We start from the raw sequence: 18,568 nt of genomic DNA, 5'->3' as shown, positions 1-18,568 counted from the left end.
TTAACTTTTATTTAAAACAATAAAAAAGCACTGATGCGTGCTTTTTTATTCTACAGACTTATAGCGCAGTAATATTTACAGCATTTGGGCCTTTTTGACCTTGAACTACGCTGAATTCAACTTGCTGACCTTCCATTAAGGTTTTAAAACCTGAACTAGCAATTTCACTGAAATGAGCAAAAACATCTGGACCAGATTCTTGTTGAATAAAACCGAAACCTTTAGTTTCGTTGAACCACTTTACAGTACCTTTAACAATATTTGAGTTTGACATAATAAAACCTACTAATTTTTAATAATTTTTAGTCATCTGAATGACCAGTTGTAACTTTGAAAATAATAAAGAATGGAACTTAAAATCTGGATAAAACGAAGGATTATGAATAAAACGACGATACTTAAGGAAGATTTTTTGCAACAAGACTTTTTTTTCTAGTTAAGGCCAGTATACAGGAAGATTTAAAATAATCAAGTTTTCTTATATATATATTTAATTACCTTATAAATATTATTTTATTATTTACAGAATTTTCATTATATTTTATTTAATTTCAACGACTTGATAAAATAAATCCATATTGCTTGAGTGAATTAAACTTCTACATTTTAGTGTACTTTCGTTTCCTGCAAACAAAGAAGCAGAGAAATAACAATGTCATCGCTCTGCTTTACTTAATTTTAGACTGCCCTTTCCCTAATAATATTAAAAGGTCACACGCTTATATTCCCGGTATTCCGGTATCCAGAAATTCGCATCTATGGCTTTCTGCAGCACCTCAGAACCAACTTTTGGAGCGACGCCATCCTCAACCGCAGCTTGTGCAACCCTTAGAGCAATAATCTTGGAAATATGCTGAATCTGATCCAGATCTGGCAACAAATTGGCGGTTGGGTCTTGAAGTTTTGGAGAGCATTCTGCTAAGGCATTACTTGATGCCATCAGCATATTATCCGTGACTCGTGTAGCGCCTGAAGCAATCACGCCTAGTCCAATTCCCGGGAAAATATAAGAGTTATTACATTGAGAAATAGTATAAATGTGTTCCTGATAATTAACGGGTGCAAATGGGCTACCTGTAGCAATCAGAGCTTTCCCATTGGTCCATTGAATAATATCGGCTGGAACAGCTTCTACGCGAGAAGTAGGATTCGATAAAGGAAGGATGATCGGATGTTCACAATTTTCAGCCATGGTCGTGATTACTTCTTTACTAAATAATCCCGGCTGTCCAGAGACCCCAATCAGTACTGTGGGTTTTGCATATTTGATGACATCCAATAGAGAAATAATCTCTTCGGCATTTCCCCATTCAGCAATATTTTCTGGTTCTTGAGCCAGTTTTCTCTGGAAATTTAATAGGTTTGGCTGGTTTTGAGTAATAAGGCCGAAGCGATCCACCATAAAAACCCGCTTACGCGCTTCAGCATCAGTCAGGCCTTCTGCCACCATTTTTGCCACAATCTGTTCAGCGATCCCACAACCGGCTGAACCTGCTCCCAAGAAAGCAATGGTCTGATCTTTTAATTGTTTGTTTGACGCATAGGAAGCCGCAATCAAACTGCCTACTGCCACAGCTGCCGTACCCTGAATATCGTCATTGAAGCAACATATTCGATCTCGATATTTTTCCAGTAAAGGCATGGCATTGTGCTGGGCAAAATCTTCAAATTGAATCAGCGCATCGGGCCATCTTTGCTGAATTGCCTGTATCACCATTTCGACAAATTCATAATATTCATCACCGGTGATACGAGGCTGACGCCATCCCATATAAATCGGATCATTCAACAACTGCTCGTTGTTCGTGCCTACATCTAAGGTAATTGGCAAGGTATAGGCCGGACTAATGCCTCCGCAGGCCGTATATAAAGCCAGCTTTCCAATCGGAATACCCATTCCGCCAATGCCTTGATCACCTAAACCAAGAATGCGCTCTCCATCCGTAATCACAATCACTTTGACATTTCTTCGATTCACGTTATGCAGGATGTGCTCAATATGATCCCGATCTGGATAGGAAATAAAAACCCCGCGATGACGGCGATAAATCTCGGAAAAATGCTGACATGCCTCTCCTACCGTTGGCGTATAGATGATCGGCATCATTTCGCTTAAGTGATTTTCGATCAAATGATAGAAAAGCGTCTCATTGGTGTCCTGGATGTTACGTAGGTAAATATGCTTATTGATTGCATCATTGAATGAGCAGTATTGCTGATACGAACGCTGACTTTGTTCCTCAATCGATTCAATTACTTGGGGCAAAAGTCCATGTAAATTAAAATGAATACGTTCTTCTACAGAGAAAGCTGAGCCTTTATTCAGCAATGGGAGTTCAAGTAATGCAGTACCTGCGTAGGGAATATAAAGTGGACGTTTAGGGTTCAGAGGTTCAGTTGCCATTTTTAACTCGCACTTTAAAATTCGACATAAATGAAAGCCGAAAAGAACAAAAAATTATCCTACTATCCTAGTCGACTTTCAGCTGTTTCAGTCATTCAGCGAATTAATAATGAAAAATGTTCTATTTAATAAACTGATAACGGCAATGAAATAAGCTTTAAATTTTTATATCCTCTTGTCAGATAAAAATTTGGATCATACTTTTTGAATTTAGGCTTAAGCTAATTGCCTGAGATTAAATTTTAGAAAGGCTCTAGACTAGCAGATTTACACTTAATTTTACCTAATGAGGTTCCACAGCTCAGTTGCTAACTCATTAGGTTCCCTCATCCAACGCCATTCAGTTTCTTTAAGATGATAATCAAAGTACTCTTTTGATATGCCGTTAAACTTTGCTAGCCTTCTTTTACAAAAGCTCCAAAATGATTCTATTCCATTTATATGACATTCTCCTCTAGCAAACTCATTTGCTCCGTGATTTACCCTAAAATGCTTTGAATAACCCACATCAACAAGACCATTATAGCCACGCCATCCATCACTATAAATCACACTCTCAAGTGAAACTTTACCAATGATAACCTCTTGTAAAGTCTTCATTTTACAGTCAGGTACGATTTCAGTATAGACGCGCCCATTACGTTCGAATATTCCAAATACTGGCTGTTTTAGAGTCCCACGACCACGCTTTAACTTTCCATGAAACCCACGTTGCCTTTTCGCTCCAAAATAGCTTTCATCTACTTCTATTGAACCAACAAACTTAGCTCTTAAATCTGTTTGATGATCATAGATAGTTTCTCTAAAAAGCATGTACCAATAGTTAATCGTATTACGATTTAAATTGAGTAATAAGGCTGTTTTGGAAGCAGGAATATCAACACAAAAGCATTGAATAATTTTTTTAATCTTGTAGTGACTTAATTTACTGTTTTCTATCATGATTCTAGACTAACATAATCATTTTGCTAGTCTAGAGCCTTAGAAATTAAAGCTATATGCATTCGTTTTTATTCATTTATTTTTTTAATAAGAAAATATCTTAGAAATTAGATCAATTAGCTTGTTATCTATCTGCTTTATCTAAAAAATCAGACAATTTCCCACTCAATAAAACTTAGGCAATAAAAAACCCCGATCAATGATCGGGGTTTTTCGTATCTGGCGGAAGCGGTGAGATTCGAACTCACGGAGGGGTATAAGCCCTCGTCGGTTTTCAAGACCGGTGCATTAAACCGCTCTGCCACGCTTCCATGTCCGCAATAATACGGAGCTTTTAGGTGACTGACAAGTGAAAATTACAGTGAATCTCATCAACTGCATATAGTTTCATCAAATCCTTACAATTTTGCTGCCAATTCTGCCCCTTCACGAATTGCACGCTTGGCATCCAGCTCAGCAGCCAGCTTTGCTCCACCAATAATATGGTAATTCGCTAAAGTCTTTTGATCCTCTGAAGGCATGACATCTTTGACTGACTCCTGACCAGCACAAACGACGACCGTATCTACACGCAGCAACTGATCATGTCCATCCACTTCAATCCACAAACCTTCATCCGTGATCGATTTATAGTGCACACCGCGTAACATGCGTACGCCATGTTTTTTTAATTGGGCACGATGAACCCAGCCCGTGGTTTTACCTAAGCCTGCTCCTAAAGCAGTAGTTTTACGTTGTAATAGATAAATTTCACGTACAGGTGGCTCGACTTCTGCTGGCTGCAGTCCGCCTTCACTTGCATAATTTGCATGCAGATCTACACCCCATTCCCGTTTCCATTCATCTACAGGTTGCGGTTGTGGCTGATGCGGTGGCTTTAATAAAAATTCTGATACATCAAAACCGATTCCTCCGGCACCAATGACAGCGACACGATCTCCTACTGGTGCACCGCGCAATACTTCAGCATAAGACAGGACTTGAGGTGCATCACTACCGGCAATTTTCAATTCACGCGGAACAACGCCCGTAGCAACAATGACTTCATCAAAACCTTCGCGTTCCAGTTGTTCCCGATTTACTCGGGTATTTAAACGGACATCTACCCCGGTTTTTTCCAGTTGTACTTTGAAATAACGAATGGTTTCGTGAAATTCTTCTTTGCCTGGAATCACTTTGGCCAGATTAAATTGTCCACCCACTTCATTAGTGGCTTCAAACAAAGTCACATCATGACCGCGGCTGGCAGCGACTGTAGCTGCGGATAGGCCTGCCACCCCACCACCTACCACGGCGATGCCTTTAGGTTTTTTGGTTTTGACATAAACCAGTTCGGTTTCATAGCCGGCACGTGGATTCACCAGACAGGTAGCGCGCTTATTTTTAAAGGTATGATCCAGACAGGCCTGGTTACAGGCGATACAGGTATTAATTTCATCAACACGATTGGTTGCTGTCTTATTTACCCAGAATGCATCTGCCAACAACGGGCGTGCCATTTGCACCATATCTGCCTGACCCGATGCCAAAATCGCTTCAGCCGTTTCTGGCATATTGATCCGGTTCGATGCAATAACTGGAACAGCAACATGCTTTTTGACTTCTGCGGTGTAATCTACAAATGCAGCACGAGGAACAGAAGTGACAATCGTCGGAATACGCGCTTCATGCCAGCCAATACCGGTATTCAGCAAAGTTATTCCAGCCTTCTCTAATGCTTTAGCGACGGTAATCACTTCCTGCATGGTATTTCCATCGTGTACCAAATCTAGCAAGGACAAGCGGAAACAGATAATAAATTTTTCACCAATTTCAGCACGAATCGCTTTAACAATTTCCACTGCAAAACGCATGCGGTTTTCAGTTTCTCCACCCCAGCGATCAGTACGCTGATTGACATGACGGCTTAAAAACTGGTTAATCAAATACCCTTCAGAGCCCATGATTTCCACGCCGTCATAACCCGCTTTTTTAGCCAGTTTTGCAGTTTTAACATAGTCCTGAATCGTATCCAGAATCTGGTTTTCAGACATCTGACGTGGTTTAAAAGGTGAAATTGGCGATTTGATCGGACTGGCAGATACCACAAAAGGCTGATAGCCATAACGTCCGGCATGCAAAATCTGCAACAGAATCTTGGCCCCATGCTTATGCACGGCATGCGTAACCAGTCGATGCGGTGCAACATCGCCCAAGGTATTCATGGTTCCGCCAGCAGGCAATAACCAGCCCTGACGATTCGGTGAAATCCCGCCAGTAATCAGGAGACCCACACCACCTTTGGCACGTTCACCAAAATAAGCGGCCAGTTTAGGATAATTATAAAAACGATCTTCCAAGCCCGTATGCATTGATCCCATCACCACACGGTTTTTAATCGTGGTGAAACCCAGATGTAATGGTTTTAAAATATTTGCATAGCGCGTCGTTGTCATAAAATATCCCTGATTCTTATTTGGCTAAAAGCTTAAATCTTATCAATGTACTTTAACTGATTTTCAGAGGCTTTTTATGACTATCAGGTCCGCTTTCTCAGGCACAAATACCAATTGTGATATTCATGCCGTACCTGAGTGATGGATTTATTGCTGCCATTGATTTTTACTGGATTTCCATAACGCAATTACTCCGAGTACTGTACCAATAGGAAAACTGAGCAGCATAAGGATCGCCATAATTCTGGACAAGGTGCGTCCTGAACCATTGCCCTGTTTGACCTTGAGACAGGTCTGAATATTCAAAACAATCAGCACAGCCAAAAGCAGCAACACAATACCCAGACTCAACATGGAAATCGTCGACTGCTGATATTCCAGATATAAAAATGCAACCGTACTAAAAACCAGCAAACCGGCATAGATTCCATGCACAACCGATAAGGTTTCATTTTTGGCAGCAGGTTGCAGATTAGGCAAAGGAGGAATATTCGGGCTCATGAGGGCTATCCTGAAGATGTTTTTTCTTAATGATTTTATTGAATCTTCCCAGATTTTCCTATTTTTTAAGCGTTTGTCAAAAATACGGTAATTTTATGATTATTTAAGCCTATTGAATCAAGATTTTGAAACGAGTTTTTCTTTTCTAAAGCAAACCTAAATAAAATAATGATACAATTGACGCAATATGTGTTTTTTCAGGCCACCACTTCTGGCGTGCCTATTTCATATCATTAGGATGAACAATGTCTGATAATGCAACTATCTTGCAGAATGTCCCAGTAGGCAAAAAAGTTGGTATTGCCTTTTCTGGCGGTCTAGATACTTCTGCAGCTCTTTTGTGGATGAAACAAAAAGGCGCTGAACCTTATGCTTATACAGCAAACTTGGGTCAGCCAGACGAAGACGATTACGATGCGATTCCAAAAAAAGCTGAAGCTTATGGCGCAGTAAAAGCACGTTTGATCGACTGCCGTTTACAGCTTGCATTAGAAGGTATTGCTGCAATTCAATGTGGCGCGTTCCACATTTCTACAGGTGGCGTTCCATACTTCAACACGACTCCTCTTGGCCGTGCAGTGACAGGTACCATGCTGGTAACTGCAATGAAAGAAGATGACGTGAACATCTGGGGTGACGGTTCTACTTATAAAGGTAACGACATCGAGCGTTTCTACCGCTACGGTCTGTTGACCAACCCTAACCTGAAAATCTACAAACCTTGGTTAGACCAGACCTTCATTGACGAGCTAGGCGGCCGTGCAGAAATGTCACAGTTCCTGATCGACAATGGCTTTGACTACAAAATGTCAAAAGAGAAAGCTTACTCAACTGACTCAAACATGTTGGGTGCAACTCATGAAGCCAAAGATCTTGAATACCTGAATGCCGGTATCAAAATCGTTGATCCAATCATGGGCGTTGCATTCTGGAAAGAAGACGTTGAAATCAAACCTGAAGAAGTATCGATTACTTTTGAAGAAGGTTTCCCTGTTGCAATCAATGGTCAACGTATCGAAGATCCAGTTGAGTTCATTCTTGAAGCGAACCGTATTGGTGGCCGTCATGGTCTAGGTATGTCGGATCAGATCGAAAACCGTATCATCGAAGCGAAATCTCGTGGTATCTACGAAGCTCCGGGTATGGCCCTTCTTCACATCGCTTATGAACGTCTGGTCACTGGTATTCATAACGAAGACACCATCGAACAATACCGTATCAACGGTCTTCGTTTGGGTCGTCTTCTGTACCAAGGTCGCTGGTTCGATTCTCAAGCATTGATGCTTCGTGAAACTGCACAGCGTTGGGTAGCTAAAGCTATCACTGGTACTGTGACTTTAGAACTGCGTCGTGGTAATGACTACACCATCATGAACACTGAATCTCCTAACCTCACTTATGAAGCTGAGCGTTTGACTATGGAGAAAGGTGATTCTATGTTCTCTCCAGCGGATCGTATCGGTCAGTTGACTATGCGTAATCTGGACATCACAGATACACGTGCAAAACTGGGTATCTATACAGATTCTGGCCTGCTTGCAGTAGGTACAGGTTCTGCAGTACCTCAATTAAAAGACAAAAACAAATAAGTTTGTTTTAACGTCAAAAAAACCGCTCAATTGAGCGGTTTTTTTATAGATTCGATTTAGGTATTTACACTATTTGGATTTGCAGTGCGGATCGACTGATAATAAATCTGATTCCGTCCTAGCTGTTTGGCTCGATACAACGCCTGATCGGCAATTCCCAATAAGACATCCTTATCAATAAAGTCTTCACCACGATACACAGTGATGCCCAAACTGATGGTGATGTGATCAGCCACACCAGATTTCTCATGCGGAATTTCCAGACGCTCAATCGCATTAAAAATATTAGAAGCCACTGCATAAGCACCATGAGCATCAGTTTCTGGAAGCAGTACCACAAACTCTTCACCACCATAACGGGCCACGAAATCCATATGCCGGATCGCATTTTTAATAGTAAAGGCAATACTGGAAATGACATCGTCCCCTTTTTGATGTCCATAAAAATCGTTATAATTTTTAAAGTGATCTACATCAATAAACAAAATCGCCAAAGCATGCTGATTACGGCGAGAACGTTCAAAGAAGATATCCAGTGTTTCATCGAAAGTTCGTCGATTAGAGATTTTGGTCAGCTCATCATGCTGGCTTAAATGCAATAATTCTGTGGTATGAATCCGCTGAATTTTCTCACTGATTCTGGCCCGCATGGTGTATAGAAAAATCATGCGCTCACGGGCAAAAAGCATATAACTAATCACACATCCCAATAGGCTACTGCCAATTAGAATCCGCCCCAAGACCAGCGCATTAAATTCGATCGATAACACGGATAACAGCCAGACCGTACAAAGTGCAGCAAACAACCCCGTGATTAACATCTGTAAAGGTTTTACTCCGGTCAGAATATACCCCAGAATGTAGATAATAGTGATGATCGCCATCGACTGATGTTGCAAGCTTACTGTTTGAATGGACATGGTCAGATAAGAGGTCGAGACTATCATCCAGAACATTAGCAGCATGGAAGCCTGCGGAAAAAAGTGTTTGATTTTAGGCAGACAGGAGAAGAAATAAAAAGCAAGTAAAGCTAGACTACCATTGATCAGCCCCAGCATGCAGCGCACAAAATCTTGCACGAAATATTGTGAATCGATAATCCAGTAGTCGGTCGGAATCATGACCAGCAGAAAAATAAAATAGGTCAGTACACCTGCCCAGACATACTTTTCGACATGTTTACGTGCTCGCTCCAGGTTTTTGCTCCAGAACTCCTGTTCCAGATTCTGAGGGAAAACCGAGCCTACACGCTGACTTTGCCGTGTGATTAATTCTTCTATTTTTTCTTTTTCATCTTGCAATTTTGCTAGATTGTACTTGTATTCCATTGCCAAGTATTTATGTAATTTTTTTATTAATTTTAAAATATCATACTTTTATAAATTAATTTATAGATATCCCTTATTTTGTATATATTTCTCGTTACCATTTTAGGCATAGATGCATTATCATTTGTTTTATTTCTCCGATTGAATTCGCCTTGAATACGATTACCCTTCTCCAGCCAGACGACTGGCATGCCCACCTGCGTGATGGTCACGCTCTGCAACGCACCGTTCCTGATCTAGCCAAACAGTTTTCCCGCGCCATCTGTATGCCGAACCTTGTTCCACCGGTTAAAACTGTGGAAGAAGCATTAAGCTACCGTGAACGTATTATGGCGCATGTTCCTGAAGGTAGCGATTTTGATCCACGCATGGTGCTGTATTTCACAGATAATACCTCTCCAAGTGAAGTCAAAAAGATTAAAGATTCTGAGCATGTCAATGCTATTAAACTTTACCCTGCTGGCGCAACCACCAACTCGGATAGCGGTGTAAGCGACATTCGTAAAGTATATTCAGTCATTGAACAGCTTGAAGAGCATCAGGTGCCTTTATTGCTGCACGGTGAAGTGACGCATAATCATGTCGATATTTTTGACCGTGAAAAACGTTTCCTTGATGAAGTCTTAGCACCATTACTAAAACAGTTCCCGAAACTGAAACTGGTTCTGGAACACATTACTACCAGCGAGGCAGCTAATTTCGTACTGGAACAGGATCGTAATGTGGCTGCGACTATTACCCCACAGCATTTACTGTTTAACCGTAATGATATGCTGGTTGGTGGGATCAAGCCGCACTTCTATTGTCTGCCAATTTTAAAACGTCAGACGCATCAGCAAACGTTGCTTGAAGTGGCAACGAGCGGTAATCCTAAATTTTTCTTAGGCACCGACAGTGCACCGCACTCAAAAAATGCCAAAGAAAATGCGTGTGGCTGCGCAGGATGCTATAGTGCTCCGACTGCAATTGAGTTATATGCTCAGGCCTTTGATCAAGTAGGTAAAATCGACCGCCTAGAAGGTTTTGCCAGCCACTTTGGTGCAGATTTCTACGGCCTCCCACGTAATACCAAAACCATTACGCTGGTCAAAGAAGATCAAGTTATTCCTGAAAGTCTAGACTACTTGGATGGTGAACAAATCGTTCCGCTATATGCAGGAAAAACCATTCAATGGAGAAAAATGTGACAAATGAAACTCTTCCAGTCATTGGTCAGCGTTTCCGTGGATTTTTGCCTGTTGTTGTCGATGTTGAAACAGCAGGCTTTAATGCACAGACTGATGCCTTGTTAGAAATTGCGGCCATTCCTATTGTTTATAATGAAGATGGCCAGTTTGTGCCCGGTGAAGCTTACCACGCACATATCAATCCTTTCGAAGGTGCCAACCTGGATCGCCGCTCTTTGGAATTTATCGGGATTGACCCGTCAAATCCGATGCGGATCGCAATGGCTGAAGATGAAAAAACCGCGTTAAAACGTATTTTTAAATCGGTCAATGAAGTGCGTCGTCAGCAAAATTGTACGCATGCCGTTTTGGTCGGTCACAATGCGCATTTTGATTTGGGCTTTGTACAGGCAGCAATTGCCCGTACCGGAACCAAAAACCAGAATCCGTTTCACAGTTTTTCTGTGTTTGATACCGTGACTTTAAGTGCGGTGATGTTTGGTCAAACGGTTCTGGCTAAATCTTGTATTCAGGCCGGTATTGAGTTTGATGGCAAAGAAGCACACTCTGCGTTATACGATACGCAAAAGACTGCGGAACTGTTTTGCTATATTTTAAACAAACTCGCACCTCACCTGCTTGACACTTTGGTGGCGGATCAATAAGATACCGCCATCTTCTAAACGTCCCTATCGTCTAGAGGCCTAGGACATCGCCCTTTCACGGCGGTAACCGGGGTTCGAATCCCCGTAGGGACGCCATCTTATTTATCCTTCTCTTCTTTCATTTTTTCAAGAAAACTCTTTTTCTTATTATTGCTTTCAATACTATTTTATAAATTCCGATTGACTGAGTTTAGTGCCCTTTCTCGTTTGCTTAGGCTATAATCAAGTTGATGTTAGGTTTTGATCAATTTTCCCATGCTAAAGAAAATCCTGCTTGTTTTACTTATTCTGGCACCTTCAGCGCTTTATATTTATGTGATCAGTCGCGATGATAAAACTGCTGAGAACCGAGCAGAAACTACGCCTGCTGAAAAAACACCGACTGAGCAATACCAGACTCCCGATCACTAGTTTTTAAGAGGCTTTGCAAATATTTATTTTTTAAATTAAAAGAAGAACTTTATGAGGAAATTCCAATTTATGTGATATTTCACATAATTAAAACTAAAATACTTTTTTTAAATCTCTCCTTTTAATTGAGCTATGCAATCTCCCTCTCCACCTTCACAGCATTCGTCTGTTGAGGGTCAAACTCCGTCATTAAAACGTGCCATGGGCACACGTCATCTGATCATGCTTTCCCTTGGTGGCGCTATTGGTACCGGCCTGTTTATGGGTTCCGGTGAAGTGATTTCACAAGCTGGACCTTTGGGCGCAGTACTGGCCTATATTATTGGTGGCTTGATCGCCTATATGGTAATGCTCTGCCTCGGTGAACTGGCCGTACATTTACCCGTGTCTGGTTCCTTTGGTGCCTTTGCAACCCATTATATTGGACCGGGTACAGGCTATATGGTGTCCTGGATGTACTGGCTCGGCTGGTCAGCCACTTTGGGTACCGAATTCACTGCAGCTGCGATTCTAATGCAGGAATGGTTCCCGCAAACTTCGATCTGGTTATGGACATTGATCTTTGCTGCAGGTGTACTGCTCTCCAATAGACCTCTTTCATAAATCATTTTTTGCTCAGTTCCAAGTTGTAGATTCCAGCGATTAAATTGAATCTCAAACCAAGCCTTTTACCTCTATTTCGATAACGCTCAGCAAGGATTTTGAAGGTTTTCAGGCTGCCAAATACATGCTCAATTCCGATTCTTCTTTTATTGATTTCTTGATTATAGATTTTCAATTCAGGATCCAATTTACAGTGTCTTTTGGCTTTTAATGGCAACAGGCTATTCGGATACAACACATAAATCCCCTGATAGCCTTTATCTGCAAGGATAAAAGCCCCAAAAGGAATCTGGTTTAAATTGCGTTTGAACAACTCGAAATCATGCACTGCACCGCGACTGGTACATAAACTCAGAATTTGCTGAGTTTTGTAGTGAATCATGGCCTGTACTTTAAAGGTATGGGTCTTTTTCTTGCCGCTATAGCTTTTCTTCTGTTTTTTTAGGCCTTTGGATTGGAATTTCCGTGGCATCCACGATCACAACATTCCAGTCGATGCCTTCGCCCTTGGGTAAATCTTTGGGTAAATTAAACAGATTGGACCGAATCAGGCAGTCTTCAACATGACGGACAATTCTTGAGGCTGTGGGCTCTGAAACCCCGTAACTCGTCGCAACGTGAAATAAGGTTCGGTATTCCCGCCAATAGCTCAGACAGAGCAGAACCTGATCCTCCAGGCTTAACTTGGGCGGTCTGCCTTTGGCAGAGACATGCTTCTGCAATTGCTCAACCATCAAATAGAAAGTTGACCATGAGATGCCTGTGTATCGCTTGAACTGAGGATCAGAAAGCTTGTTTGAATCGATGTATTTCATCCGCAGATTATGCACGAATGCCAAGAAATCCGGAGTGCAAATATTAACCAAAAAGAAGATCGTTTTTTGATTTATGAAAGAGGCCTAATTTAAGCTCAACCCGTACTTTTGCCGAATCAGAATTCTGGCTGTCACTGGTTAAAGTTGCGACTGTACTGATTTTTATTATTCTGGGCTTTGGCTGTATCTTTGGCTTTATTCCATTTCAAGGTTATGAATCTGCGCCACTGTTCAATAATTTGACTGAACATGGCTGGCTACCAAATGGTTTGATCCCATTATTCACTACCCTGCTGATCGTGAATTTTGCCTTTAACGGTACCGAGATGATCGGGATCGCTGCCGGTGAAACCGAAAATCCTGAGAAAAATGTACCGAAAGCGATTCATGCTGCGGTATGGCGTCTGATGATTTTCTTTGTTGGCACCATCATTGTGATCAGCTCGTTACTGACTTATACCGATGCAGGTCTACAGGTCGGTGGTCATGGGGGCTTAAGCAGCAGTCCGTTTGTATCCGTGTTTACCCAGATGGGTATTCCTTATGCCGAAGATTTCATTCGTTTCGTAATTATCACTGCGCTGCTCTCTACTGCAAACTCTGGACTCTATGCAGCTTCACGTATGATGTGGGCATTGTCTTCACAAAACCAGTTACCGCGACTATTTGCCAAAGTCAGCAAATCCGGCGTGCCTTATGTAGCAGTTTGGGTCACCATGATTGGCGGCTTGCCTGGTCTGCTCTCTGAACAATTTGGTGCAGATGTCATCTTTAAAAACCTGATGGGCGTGGCCGCTTTTACCATGGTGATTGTCTGGATGAGTATCTGCTGGAGCCAGTTTAATTTCCGTCGCCAATGGCTGAAGTCTGGTCATAGCGTCTCTGAACTAAAATTCCGTACACCTTGGTTCCCCTTAGTTCCCACTCTAGGTTTTGTAACTTGTACTGCAACCGGTCTGAGTATGGCAGCTGACCCTGAAATGCTCTCTGGTTTTATTGGCTGTTTATTGTTTATGGCAGCATGTTATGCAAGTTATTACTGGCTTTATCATCAAAAAGCTTAAGTTCTAAACTTTTGCACTGAAATAATTTCTTTAATAAACCCAATTCCGATTGGGTTTATTTTTTCATATCAGGTAAATCCGTTCAGAAAATAATATCTTAATAAAATAAAGTTTTTGTTTTGCCTAATGTTTAAACTGTTAAATACATTTTAGTAAAAACTCTTTTGACAAAGTCCGGCTTAGTCCTTAATATAGCCATCACCTCGCAACGTCCCTATCGTCTAGAGGCCTAGGACATCGCCCTTTCACGGCGGTAACCGGGGTTCGAATCCCCGTAGGGACGCCATTATCTGATCGCTCACGATCAAGTCTTATACATAATCCATATTAATACGTTGCAGATTTGTAGTTTTTCACTACAATAACCCGCTTCATTCTTTTATTTTTTGACTCCTATGCACTCATCTCCGAATGATGCTACGCATCAGGGCAATTCTGCGCCTTTAAAACGCGCTATGAGTACTCGACATCTGGTCATGATTTCGCTTGGTGGCGCAATCGGAACAGGCCTATTTCTAGGTTCGGGTGAAGTCATTGCACAAACGGGGCCTGTAGGTGCCATTCTTGCTTATCTCCTTGGCGGGATCATCGCTTACATGGTTATGCTATGTCTGGGTGAACTTGCCGTTCATATGCCCGAATCTGGCTCATTTGGCGCCTATGCCAAACGCTATATTGGACCAGGGACTGGCTACACCATTACCTGGCTATACTGGCTGACCTGGTCAGTGACCTTGGGAACTGAATTTACCGCTGCAGCTTTATTAATGCAGGAATGGTTCCCGGATAGCTCTATGTGGATGTGGACACTGATTTTTGGTGCTTTCGTATTCTCACTGAATATGATTTCTACCCGCTGGTTTGCAGAGTCCGAGTTCTGGCTAGCACTTGTGAAAGTCGTTACTGTCGTGACCTTTATCCTGCTTGGCCTACTCGCTATTTTTGGTGTAGTAAGCTACCAAGGACAGGAAACTGCTCCGCTATTCAGTAACCTGACAGCTCAAGGCTGGTTCCCAGAAGGTCTGTTCCCAATCTTCACCACCATGCTGATTGTAAACTTTGCATTCTCTGGCACAGAACTGATTGGTGTGGCTGCGGGTGAAACCAAAGATCCGGCCAAAAATGTACCAAAAGCGATTAATACTGCAATTTTCCGCTTACTGATTTTCTTTGTAGGTACGATTATTGTGGTGACTTCCCTTCTTCCGCATCAGGAAGCAGGTCTGGCAGCTGAAGGTGTCAGTAGCAGCCCATTCGTGACAGTATTCCAGCATATCGGTATTCCTTATGCCGAAGATATTATCCGCTTTGTGATTATCACAGCATTGCTATCTGCTGCTAACTCAGGTCTATTTGCTGCATCCCGTATGATGTGGTCATTGTCTTACAGTAAACAGTTACCAGCGGTATTTTCACGCCTAAATGCGCGTGGTGTACCTTATATTGCAGTCATTGTCACCATGATTGGCGGTATGCCTGGTTTGCTGTCTGAACAGTTCGCACCGGAAACTATCTTCACTAACTTGCTAGGTATTGCAGCATTTACCATGGTAGTGGTCTGGATGAGCATCTGTCTCAGCATGTTCAACTTCCGCCGTGAATGGTACAAACAGGGTAAAACAGCGAAGGATCTTGATTTTGCTGCGCCATTGTTCCCGATCGTACCGATTCTGGGTTTTCTGTTCTGTCTGATTACCTGTATCAGTATGGTGTTTGATCCGAGCATGCGTATCAGTTTCTTTGGCTGCTTGCTGTTTATCGCACTGTGCTATGCCAGCTACTACAAGTTCTATCACAAAAATACTTAAACATTAAAATGACCAAAAGAGCAGCTTCGGCTGCTCTTTTTTATTTATACTGAAAATGTTCTAGGCAGCCAGCGTGGTGTGTCGATGAAAATTATTTATATTCATGGCATGAACAAGCAGAAATTCAGCTCTGCCTCCCTGCGTCAACGCTGGCTCAGTCTGCTAAAACGCGGTCTGGAACAGTCACATCAACAGGCACATTTTGCTTATCTGAAACGGCATATCCGTATTCCTTTTTATGGTGACTTGCTGTCCCGTCATCATTTACATAATGTGCTAAATGCCAGCACCTTGATGCCACAAGACTGGCCTCGCTTTCCCTTCCATCAGCCAGTTAAATCCCAGCCACCACCCCATCTCAATCAATATTCACCTGAAATTTGTGAAATTCCCGAGCTAAAGGTTGAGGATGCCATGACCTTTAACCAGAAGCTGAAGTTTATTAGTATATTAAGCCGGAATACTCTATTACGGGATTTTGTGATTTTACTGAATCATTTCCCTCGCCTGCATGATACGCTGATCAAAAAATTTCTGATCGAAACCTATTCTTATCTAGCGAATTCCACATTCATGCAGCAGGTACATCAGCGAATTGGTCAACAACTGCATGGCGATAAACCCTGTATCCTGATGGCTCATTCTTTAGGAAGTGTGATTGCCTATCATTATCTGCTTCTGCACCCGGAACTGAATGTACAGCGTTTTATCAGCATGGGATCACCAATGGCTTTCCGGGTCATTCAGGAACATTTGCCACAGCCTGTTCATCGGCCAAAAGCTATTAAAGGTGACTGGATTAATTTTTATTGCAGTGATGACTTTTTAACTGCCTTTCCATTATCAGAACCGCCTTTTCAGTTTCAGCCGGCAATTATCAATCGGGAGATTTGTACTTCAATTTATCGTCCGCATGATATTGATGGCTATGTCCAGCATCCGGAAGTCATCGAAGCCCTGCTGGAAATGCTCTAAAAAGCATCTTAATTTACAGATTTAATTTTACTATTTCCTTTGCATTATTTTTCTGCTGAGTAAAATTCTTTATTCATACCTACTCATTTTGTGGTTTATTTATGACTCTTTTATAAATATACATATGTCTGTTAATTATTGTTTTATCAAAGATAATTTACACATTAACACCACAAAAAGCGCTGCTTTTGCTACGTTAATATTTTCTATACTGTAAATATAATTCTATCGAACTCAGTGGGGTGTCGATGAAAGTTATTTTTATTCATGGAATGAATCAGCAACATCATAGCGCTGCCTCCATCCGCCAGCGCTGGCTCCATATACTTCAAAAAGGGATGCGCAAACATCAACAAGATGCCAGATTTAGTTATTTAAAACGCCACATTCGTATTCCATTTTATGGCGATCTGCTTTCACGTTATAACGTCCGTAATATTCTAGAAGCTGGCACCCTGATGCCCCAGGAATGGCCTAGCTTTCCTTTTCGTAAGCCTGCTCAACCTCAGCTTCCCGCCCCTGTTCCACGTCCTGGTTGGCGTAGGCCCACAATTACCGATTTCGCCCAACCCAGCCCAAGTGATACCATGGATTTCAGACAGAAATTCAATTATTTTACCGCCCTCGGCAAGAATGTGGCGCTTCGGGATTTTGCCTTATTACTCAATTATTTTCCCACTCTGCATCGCACTCTATTGCAGAGATTTCTGATTGAAACTTATCTTTATCTCGATAATCCTGATTTCATGAGAGAAGTACATGAACGGATTGCCCGACAACTGAGTGGTCGCAAATCCTGCATTGTCATTGCTCATTCTTTAGGAAGTGTGATTGCCTATAATCATCTTATCCAGCACCCTGAACTGAATGTACAGCGTTTTATTACTTTAGGTTCGCCATTAGCCTTTCAGGTGATTCAATCCAGCTTGGCACAGCCGGTGGCACGACCTAAGGCAATTAAAGGCGACTGGATCAATTTCTACTCAACGGATGATTATCTCACCGCCATTCCGCTTACCGAACCGCCATTCAAGTTTGAACCTGAAATCATCAATCATGGCATTCGTACGCATATTCACCGTCCACATGATATTACTGGCTATTTACTGCATCCTCAGGTTGTTGAAGCCATTCTGGAATTGCTTAAAAATCCGGCCTAAATCCTGCATTTTTCAAGTATTCTGCTAATATTGTTTTAAATTTATGCACTCAAAAGAAAATTTCCAAAAAACTCTGGAAAAGCGTTTGACACCCCCCTGTTTTCACCCTAATATACGCCCACCTCTGAAACGTCCCTATCGTCTAGAGGCCTAGGACATCGCCCTTTCACGGCGGTAACCGGGGTTCGAATCCCCGTAGGGACGCCAATTTCAGAAGTAATATTTTATTAAGTCCCTATCGTCTAGAGGCCTAGGACATCGCCCTTTCACGGCGGTAACCGGGGTTCGAATCCCCGTAGGGACGCCATTACTTCAAACCAAAAGTTCTGGTTTAAAATATCACTTCTACACTGTCCCTATCGTCTAGAGGCCTAGGACATCGCCCTTTCACGGCGGTAACCGGGGTTCGAATCCCCGTAGGGACGCCATATTCGAGATAGTTAATTTAATTAACTTCTCATAAAAAAGCCCAAGCATGATGACTCGGGCTTTTTTATTATTTGTTTTTTTGCTTGTTCCTTCATTCCTGTTTTTAACGTTTGATCAAATTGTCTCGATTGCAATTTTATTTGTTTATAAATAATTCATTCAAAAATCTTATTCTTTTACATTTCTCTTCAACTCGTTATCCATTCATTTTCATTTACAGCAATCGCACTATAAATCCGAACAAAAAATCAACACCGGTGGTATAAGCATGCC

At 41.9% G+C, this 18,568-nt stretch carries 15 protein-coding genes, 6 tRNA genes and 2 pseudogenes; 14 read left to right on the top strand and 9 right to left on the bottom strand.

What is annotated here, in order from left to right; translation table 11 throughout:
• Window positions 1-58: 58 nt before the first annotated feature.
• From O4M77_RS04830 to O4M77_RS04805, 6 genes are all read right to left on the bottom strand, one after another.
• On the bottom strand, window positions 59-274 hold the full coding sequence (locus O4M77_RS04830; RefSeq protein WP_004782814.1) for a cold-shock protein: 216 nt from the start codon (window positions 272-274) through the stop codon (window positions 59-61).
• 429 nt (window positions 275-703) lie between these two features.
• Window positions 704-2,404: an NAD-dependent malic enzyme gene (locus O4M77_RS04825; RefSeq protein WP_323713942.1), complete on the bottom strand. Its 1,701-nt coding sequence runs from the start codon at window positions 2,402-2,404 to the stop codon at window positions 704-706.
• A 279-nt stretch (window positions 2,405-2,683) separates the two neighbouring features.
• Window positions 2,684-3,346 (bottom strand): IS1595-like element ISAcra1 family transposase, encoded by a 663-nt coding sequence (locus O4M77_RS04820; RefSeq protein ID WP_004783898.1) that lies wholly within the window; start codon window positions 3,344-3,346, stop codon window positions 2,684-2,686.
• 220 nt (window positions 3,347-3,566) lie between these two features.
• Window positions 3,567-3,657: transfer RNA gene (locus tag O4M77_RS04815), tRNA-Ser, on the bottom strand.
• Between the two features lie 87 nt (window positions 3,658-3,744).
• Complete coding sequence (locus O4M77_RS04810; protein WP_159123360.1) at window positions 3,745-5,781, bottom strand: NADPH-dependent 2,4-dienoyl-CoA reductase; 2,037 nt, start codon at window positions 5,779-5,781, stop codon at window positions 3,745-3,747.
• A 147-nt stretch (window positions 5,782-5,928) separates the two neighbouring features.
• Window positions 5,929-6,282 (bottom strand): hypothetical protein, encoded by a 354-nt coding sequence (locus O4M77_RS04805; protein ID WP_323713941.1) that lies wholly within the window; start codon window positions 6,280-6,282, stop codon window positions 5,929-5,931.
• Window positions 6,283-6,527: 245 nt separating this feature from the next.
• Here O4M77_RS04805 and argG point away from each other — a divergent pair, with 245 nt between their 5' ends.
• The gene (argG, locus tag O4M77_RS04800; protein WP_180130400.1) at window positions 6,528-7,871 is read left to right on the top strand and encodes an argininosuccinate synthase; all 1,344 of its coding nucleotides are present in this window, start codon (window positions 6,528-6,530) and stop codon (window positions 7,869-7,871) included.
• Between the two features lie 56 nt (window positions 7,872-7,927).
• On the opposite strand, the gene O4M77_RS04795 is transcribed toward argG, so the two are convergent.
• On the bottom strand, window positions 7,928-9,199 hold the full coding sequence (locus tag O4M77_RS04795; protein WP_180002328.1) for a GGDEF domain-containing protein: 1,272 nt from the start codon (window positions 9,197-9,199) through the stop codon (window positions 7,928-7,930).
• A gap of 152 nt (window positions 9,200-9,351) precedes the next feature.
• On the opposite strand from O4M77_RS04795, the gene pyrC reads away from it, so the two are divergent.
• From pyrC to O4M77_RS04770, 5 genes and pseudogenes are all read left to right on the top strand, one after another.
• A complete protein-coding gene (pyrC, locus tag O4M77_RS04790) occupies window positions 9,352-10,386 on the top strand; it encodes a dihydroorotase (RefSeq protein WP_004782837.1) in 1,035 nt (344 codons plus the stop codon).
• A complete protein-coding gene (gene rnt / locus O4M77_RS04785; protein WP_034704922.1) occupies window positions 10,371-11,030 on the top strand; it encodes a ribonuclease T in 660 nt (219 codons plus the stop codon). The genes pyrC and rnt overlap by 16 nt, the downstream gene beginning before the upstream one ends.
• Window positions 11,031-11,050: 20 nt before the next feature.
• Window positions 11,051-11,126: transfer RNA gene (locus O4M77_RS04780), tRNA-Glu, on the top strand.
• 159 nt (window positions 11,127-11,285) lie between these two features.
• On the top strand, window positions 11,286-11,441 hold the full coding sequence (locus tag O4M77_RS04775; protein ID WP_004782839.1) for a hypothetical protein: 156 nt from the start codon (window positions 11,286-11,288) through the stop codon (window positions 11,439-11,441).
• 132 nt (window positions 11,442-11,573) lie between these two features.
• A pseudogene (locus tag O4M77_RS04770) lies at window positions 11,574-12,017 on the top strand (amino acid permease); the annotation flags it as partial.
• 28 nt (window positions 12,018-12,045) lie between these two features.
• On the opposite strand, the gene O4M77_RS04765 reads toward O4M77_RS04770, so the two are convergent.
• Window positions 12,046-12,516 (bottom strand): IS5/IS1182 family transposase, encoded by a 471-nt coding sequence (locus O4M77_RS04765; protein WP_004809604.1) that lies wholly within the window; start codon window positions 12,514-12,516, stop codon window positions 12,046-12,048.
• Entirely contained in the window at window positions 12,464-12,859 is a 396-nt protein-coding gene (locus O4M77_RS04760) for a transposase family protein (RefSeq protein ID WP_323713940.1), read from the bottom strand. Before O4M77_RS04760 ends, O4M77_RS04765 begins: the two co-directional genes overlap by 53 nt.
• 86 nt (window positions 12,860-12,945) lie before the next feature.
• Here O4M77_RS04760 and O4M77_RS04755 point away from each other — a divergent pair.
• From O4M77_RS04755 to O4M77_RS04720, 8 genes and pseudogenes are all read left to right on the top strand, one after another.
• Window positions 12,946-13,923: pseudogene (locus O4M77_RS04755) on the top strand (amino acid permease); the annotation flags it as partial.
• A gap of 210 nt (window positions 13,924-14,133) precedes the next feature.
• A tRNA-Glu gene (locus tag O4M77_RS04750) sits at window positions 14,134-14,209 on the top strand.
• A 109-nt stretch (window positions 14,210-14,318) separates the two neighbouring features.
• Window positions 14,319-15,731 (top strand): amino acid permease, encoded by a 1,413-nt coding sequence (locus O4M77_RS04745; protein WP_323713939.1) that lies wholly within the window; start codon window positions 14,319-14,321, stop codon window positions 15,729-15,731.
• 84 nt (window positions 15,732-15,815) lie between these two features.
• Window positions 15,816-16,706: an alpha/beta fold hydrolase gene (locus tag O4M77_RS04740; RefSeq protein ID WP_323713938.1), complete on the top strand. Its 891-nt coding sequence runs from the start codon at window positions 15,816-15,818 to the stop codon at window positions 16,704-16,706.
• Window positions 16,707-16,954: 248 nt separating this feature from the next.
• On the top strand, window positions 16,955-17,866 hold the full coding sequence (locus O4M77_RS04735) for an alpha/beta hydrolase (RefSeq protein ID WP_323713937.1): 912 nt from the start codon (window positions 16,955-16,957) through the stop codon (window positions 17,864-17,866).
• 131 nt (window positions 17,867-17,997) lie between these two features.
• Window positions 17,998-18,073, top strand: a tRNA-Glu gene (locus O4M77_RS04730).
• A 24-nt stretch (window positions 18,074-18,097) separates the two neighbouring features.
• Window positions 18,098-18,173 (top strand) — tRNA-Glu (locus O4M77_RS04725).
• Window positions 18,174-18,218: 45 nt separating this feature from the next.
• Window positions 18,219-18,294: transfer RNA gene (locus O4M77_RS04720), tRNA-Glu, on the top strand.
• Window positions 18,295-18,568 lie beyond the last annotated feature (274 nt).

It is taken from the genome of Acinetobacter sp. YWS30-1 (assembly GCF_033558715.1).
Taxonomy (GTDB): domain Bacteria; phylum Pseudomonadota; class Gammaproteobacteria; order Pseudomonadales; family Moraxellaceae; genus Acinetobacter.
This window is presented reverse-complemented; position numbering and strand designations above follow the sequence as displayed.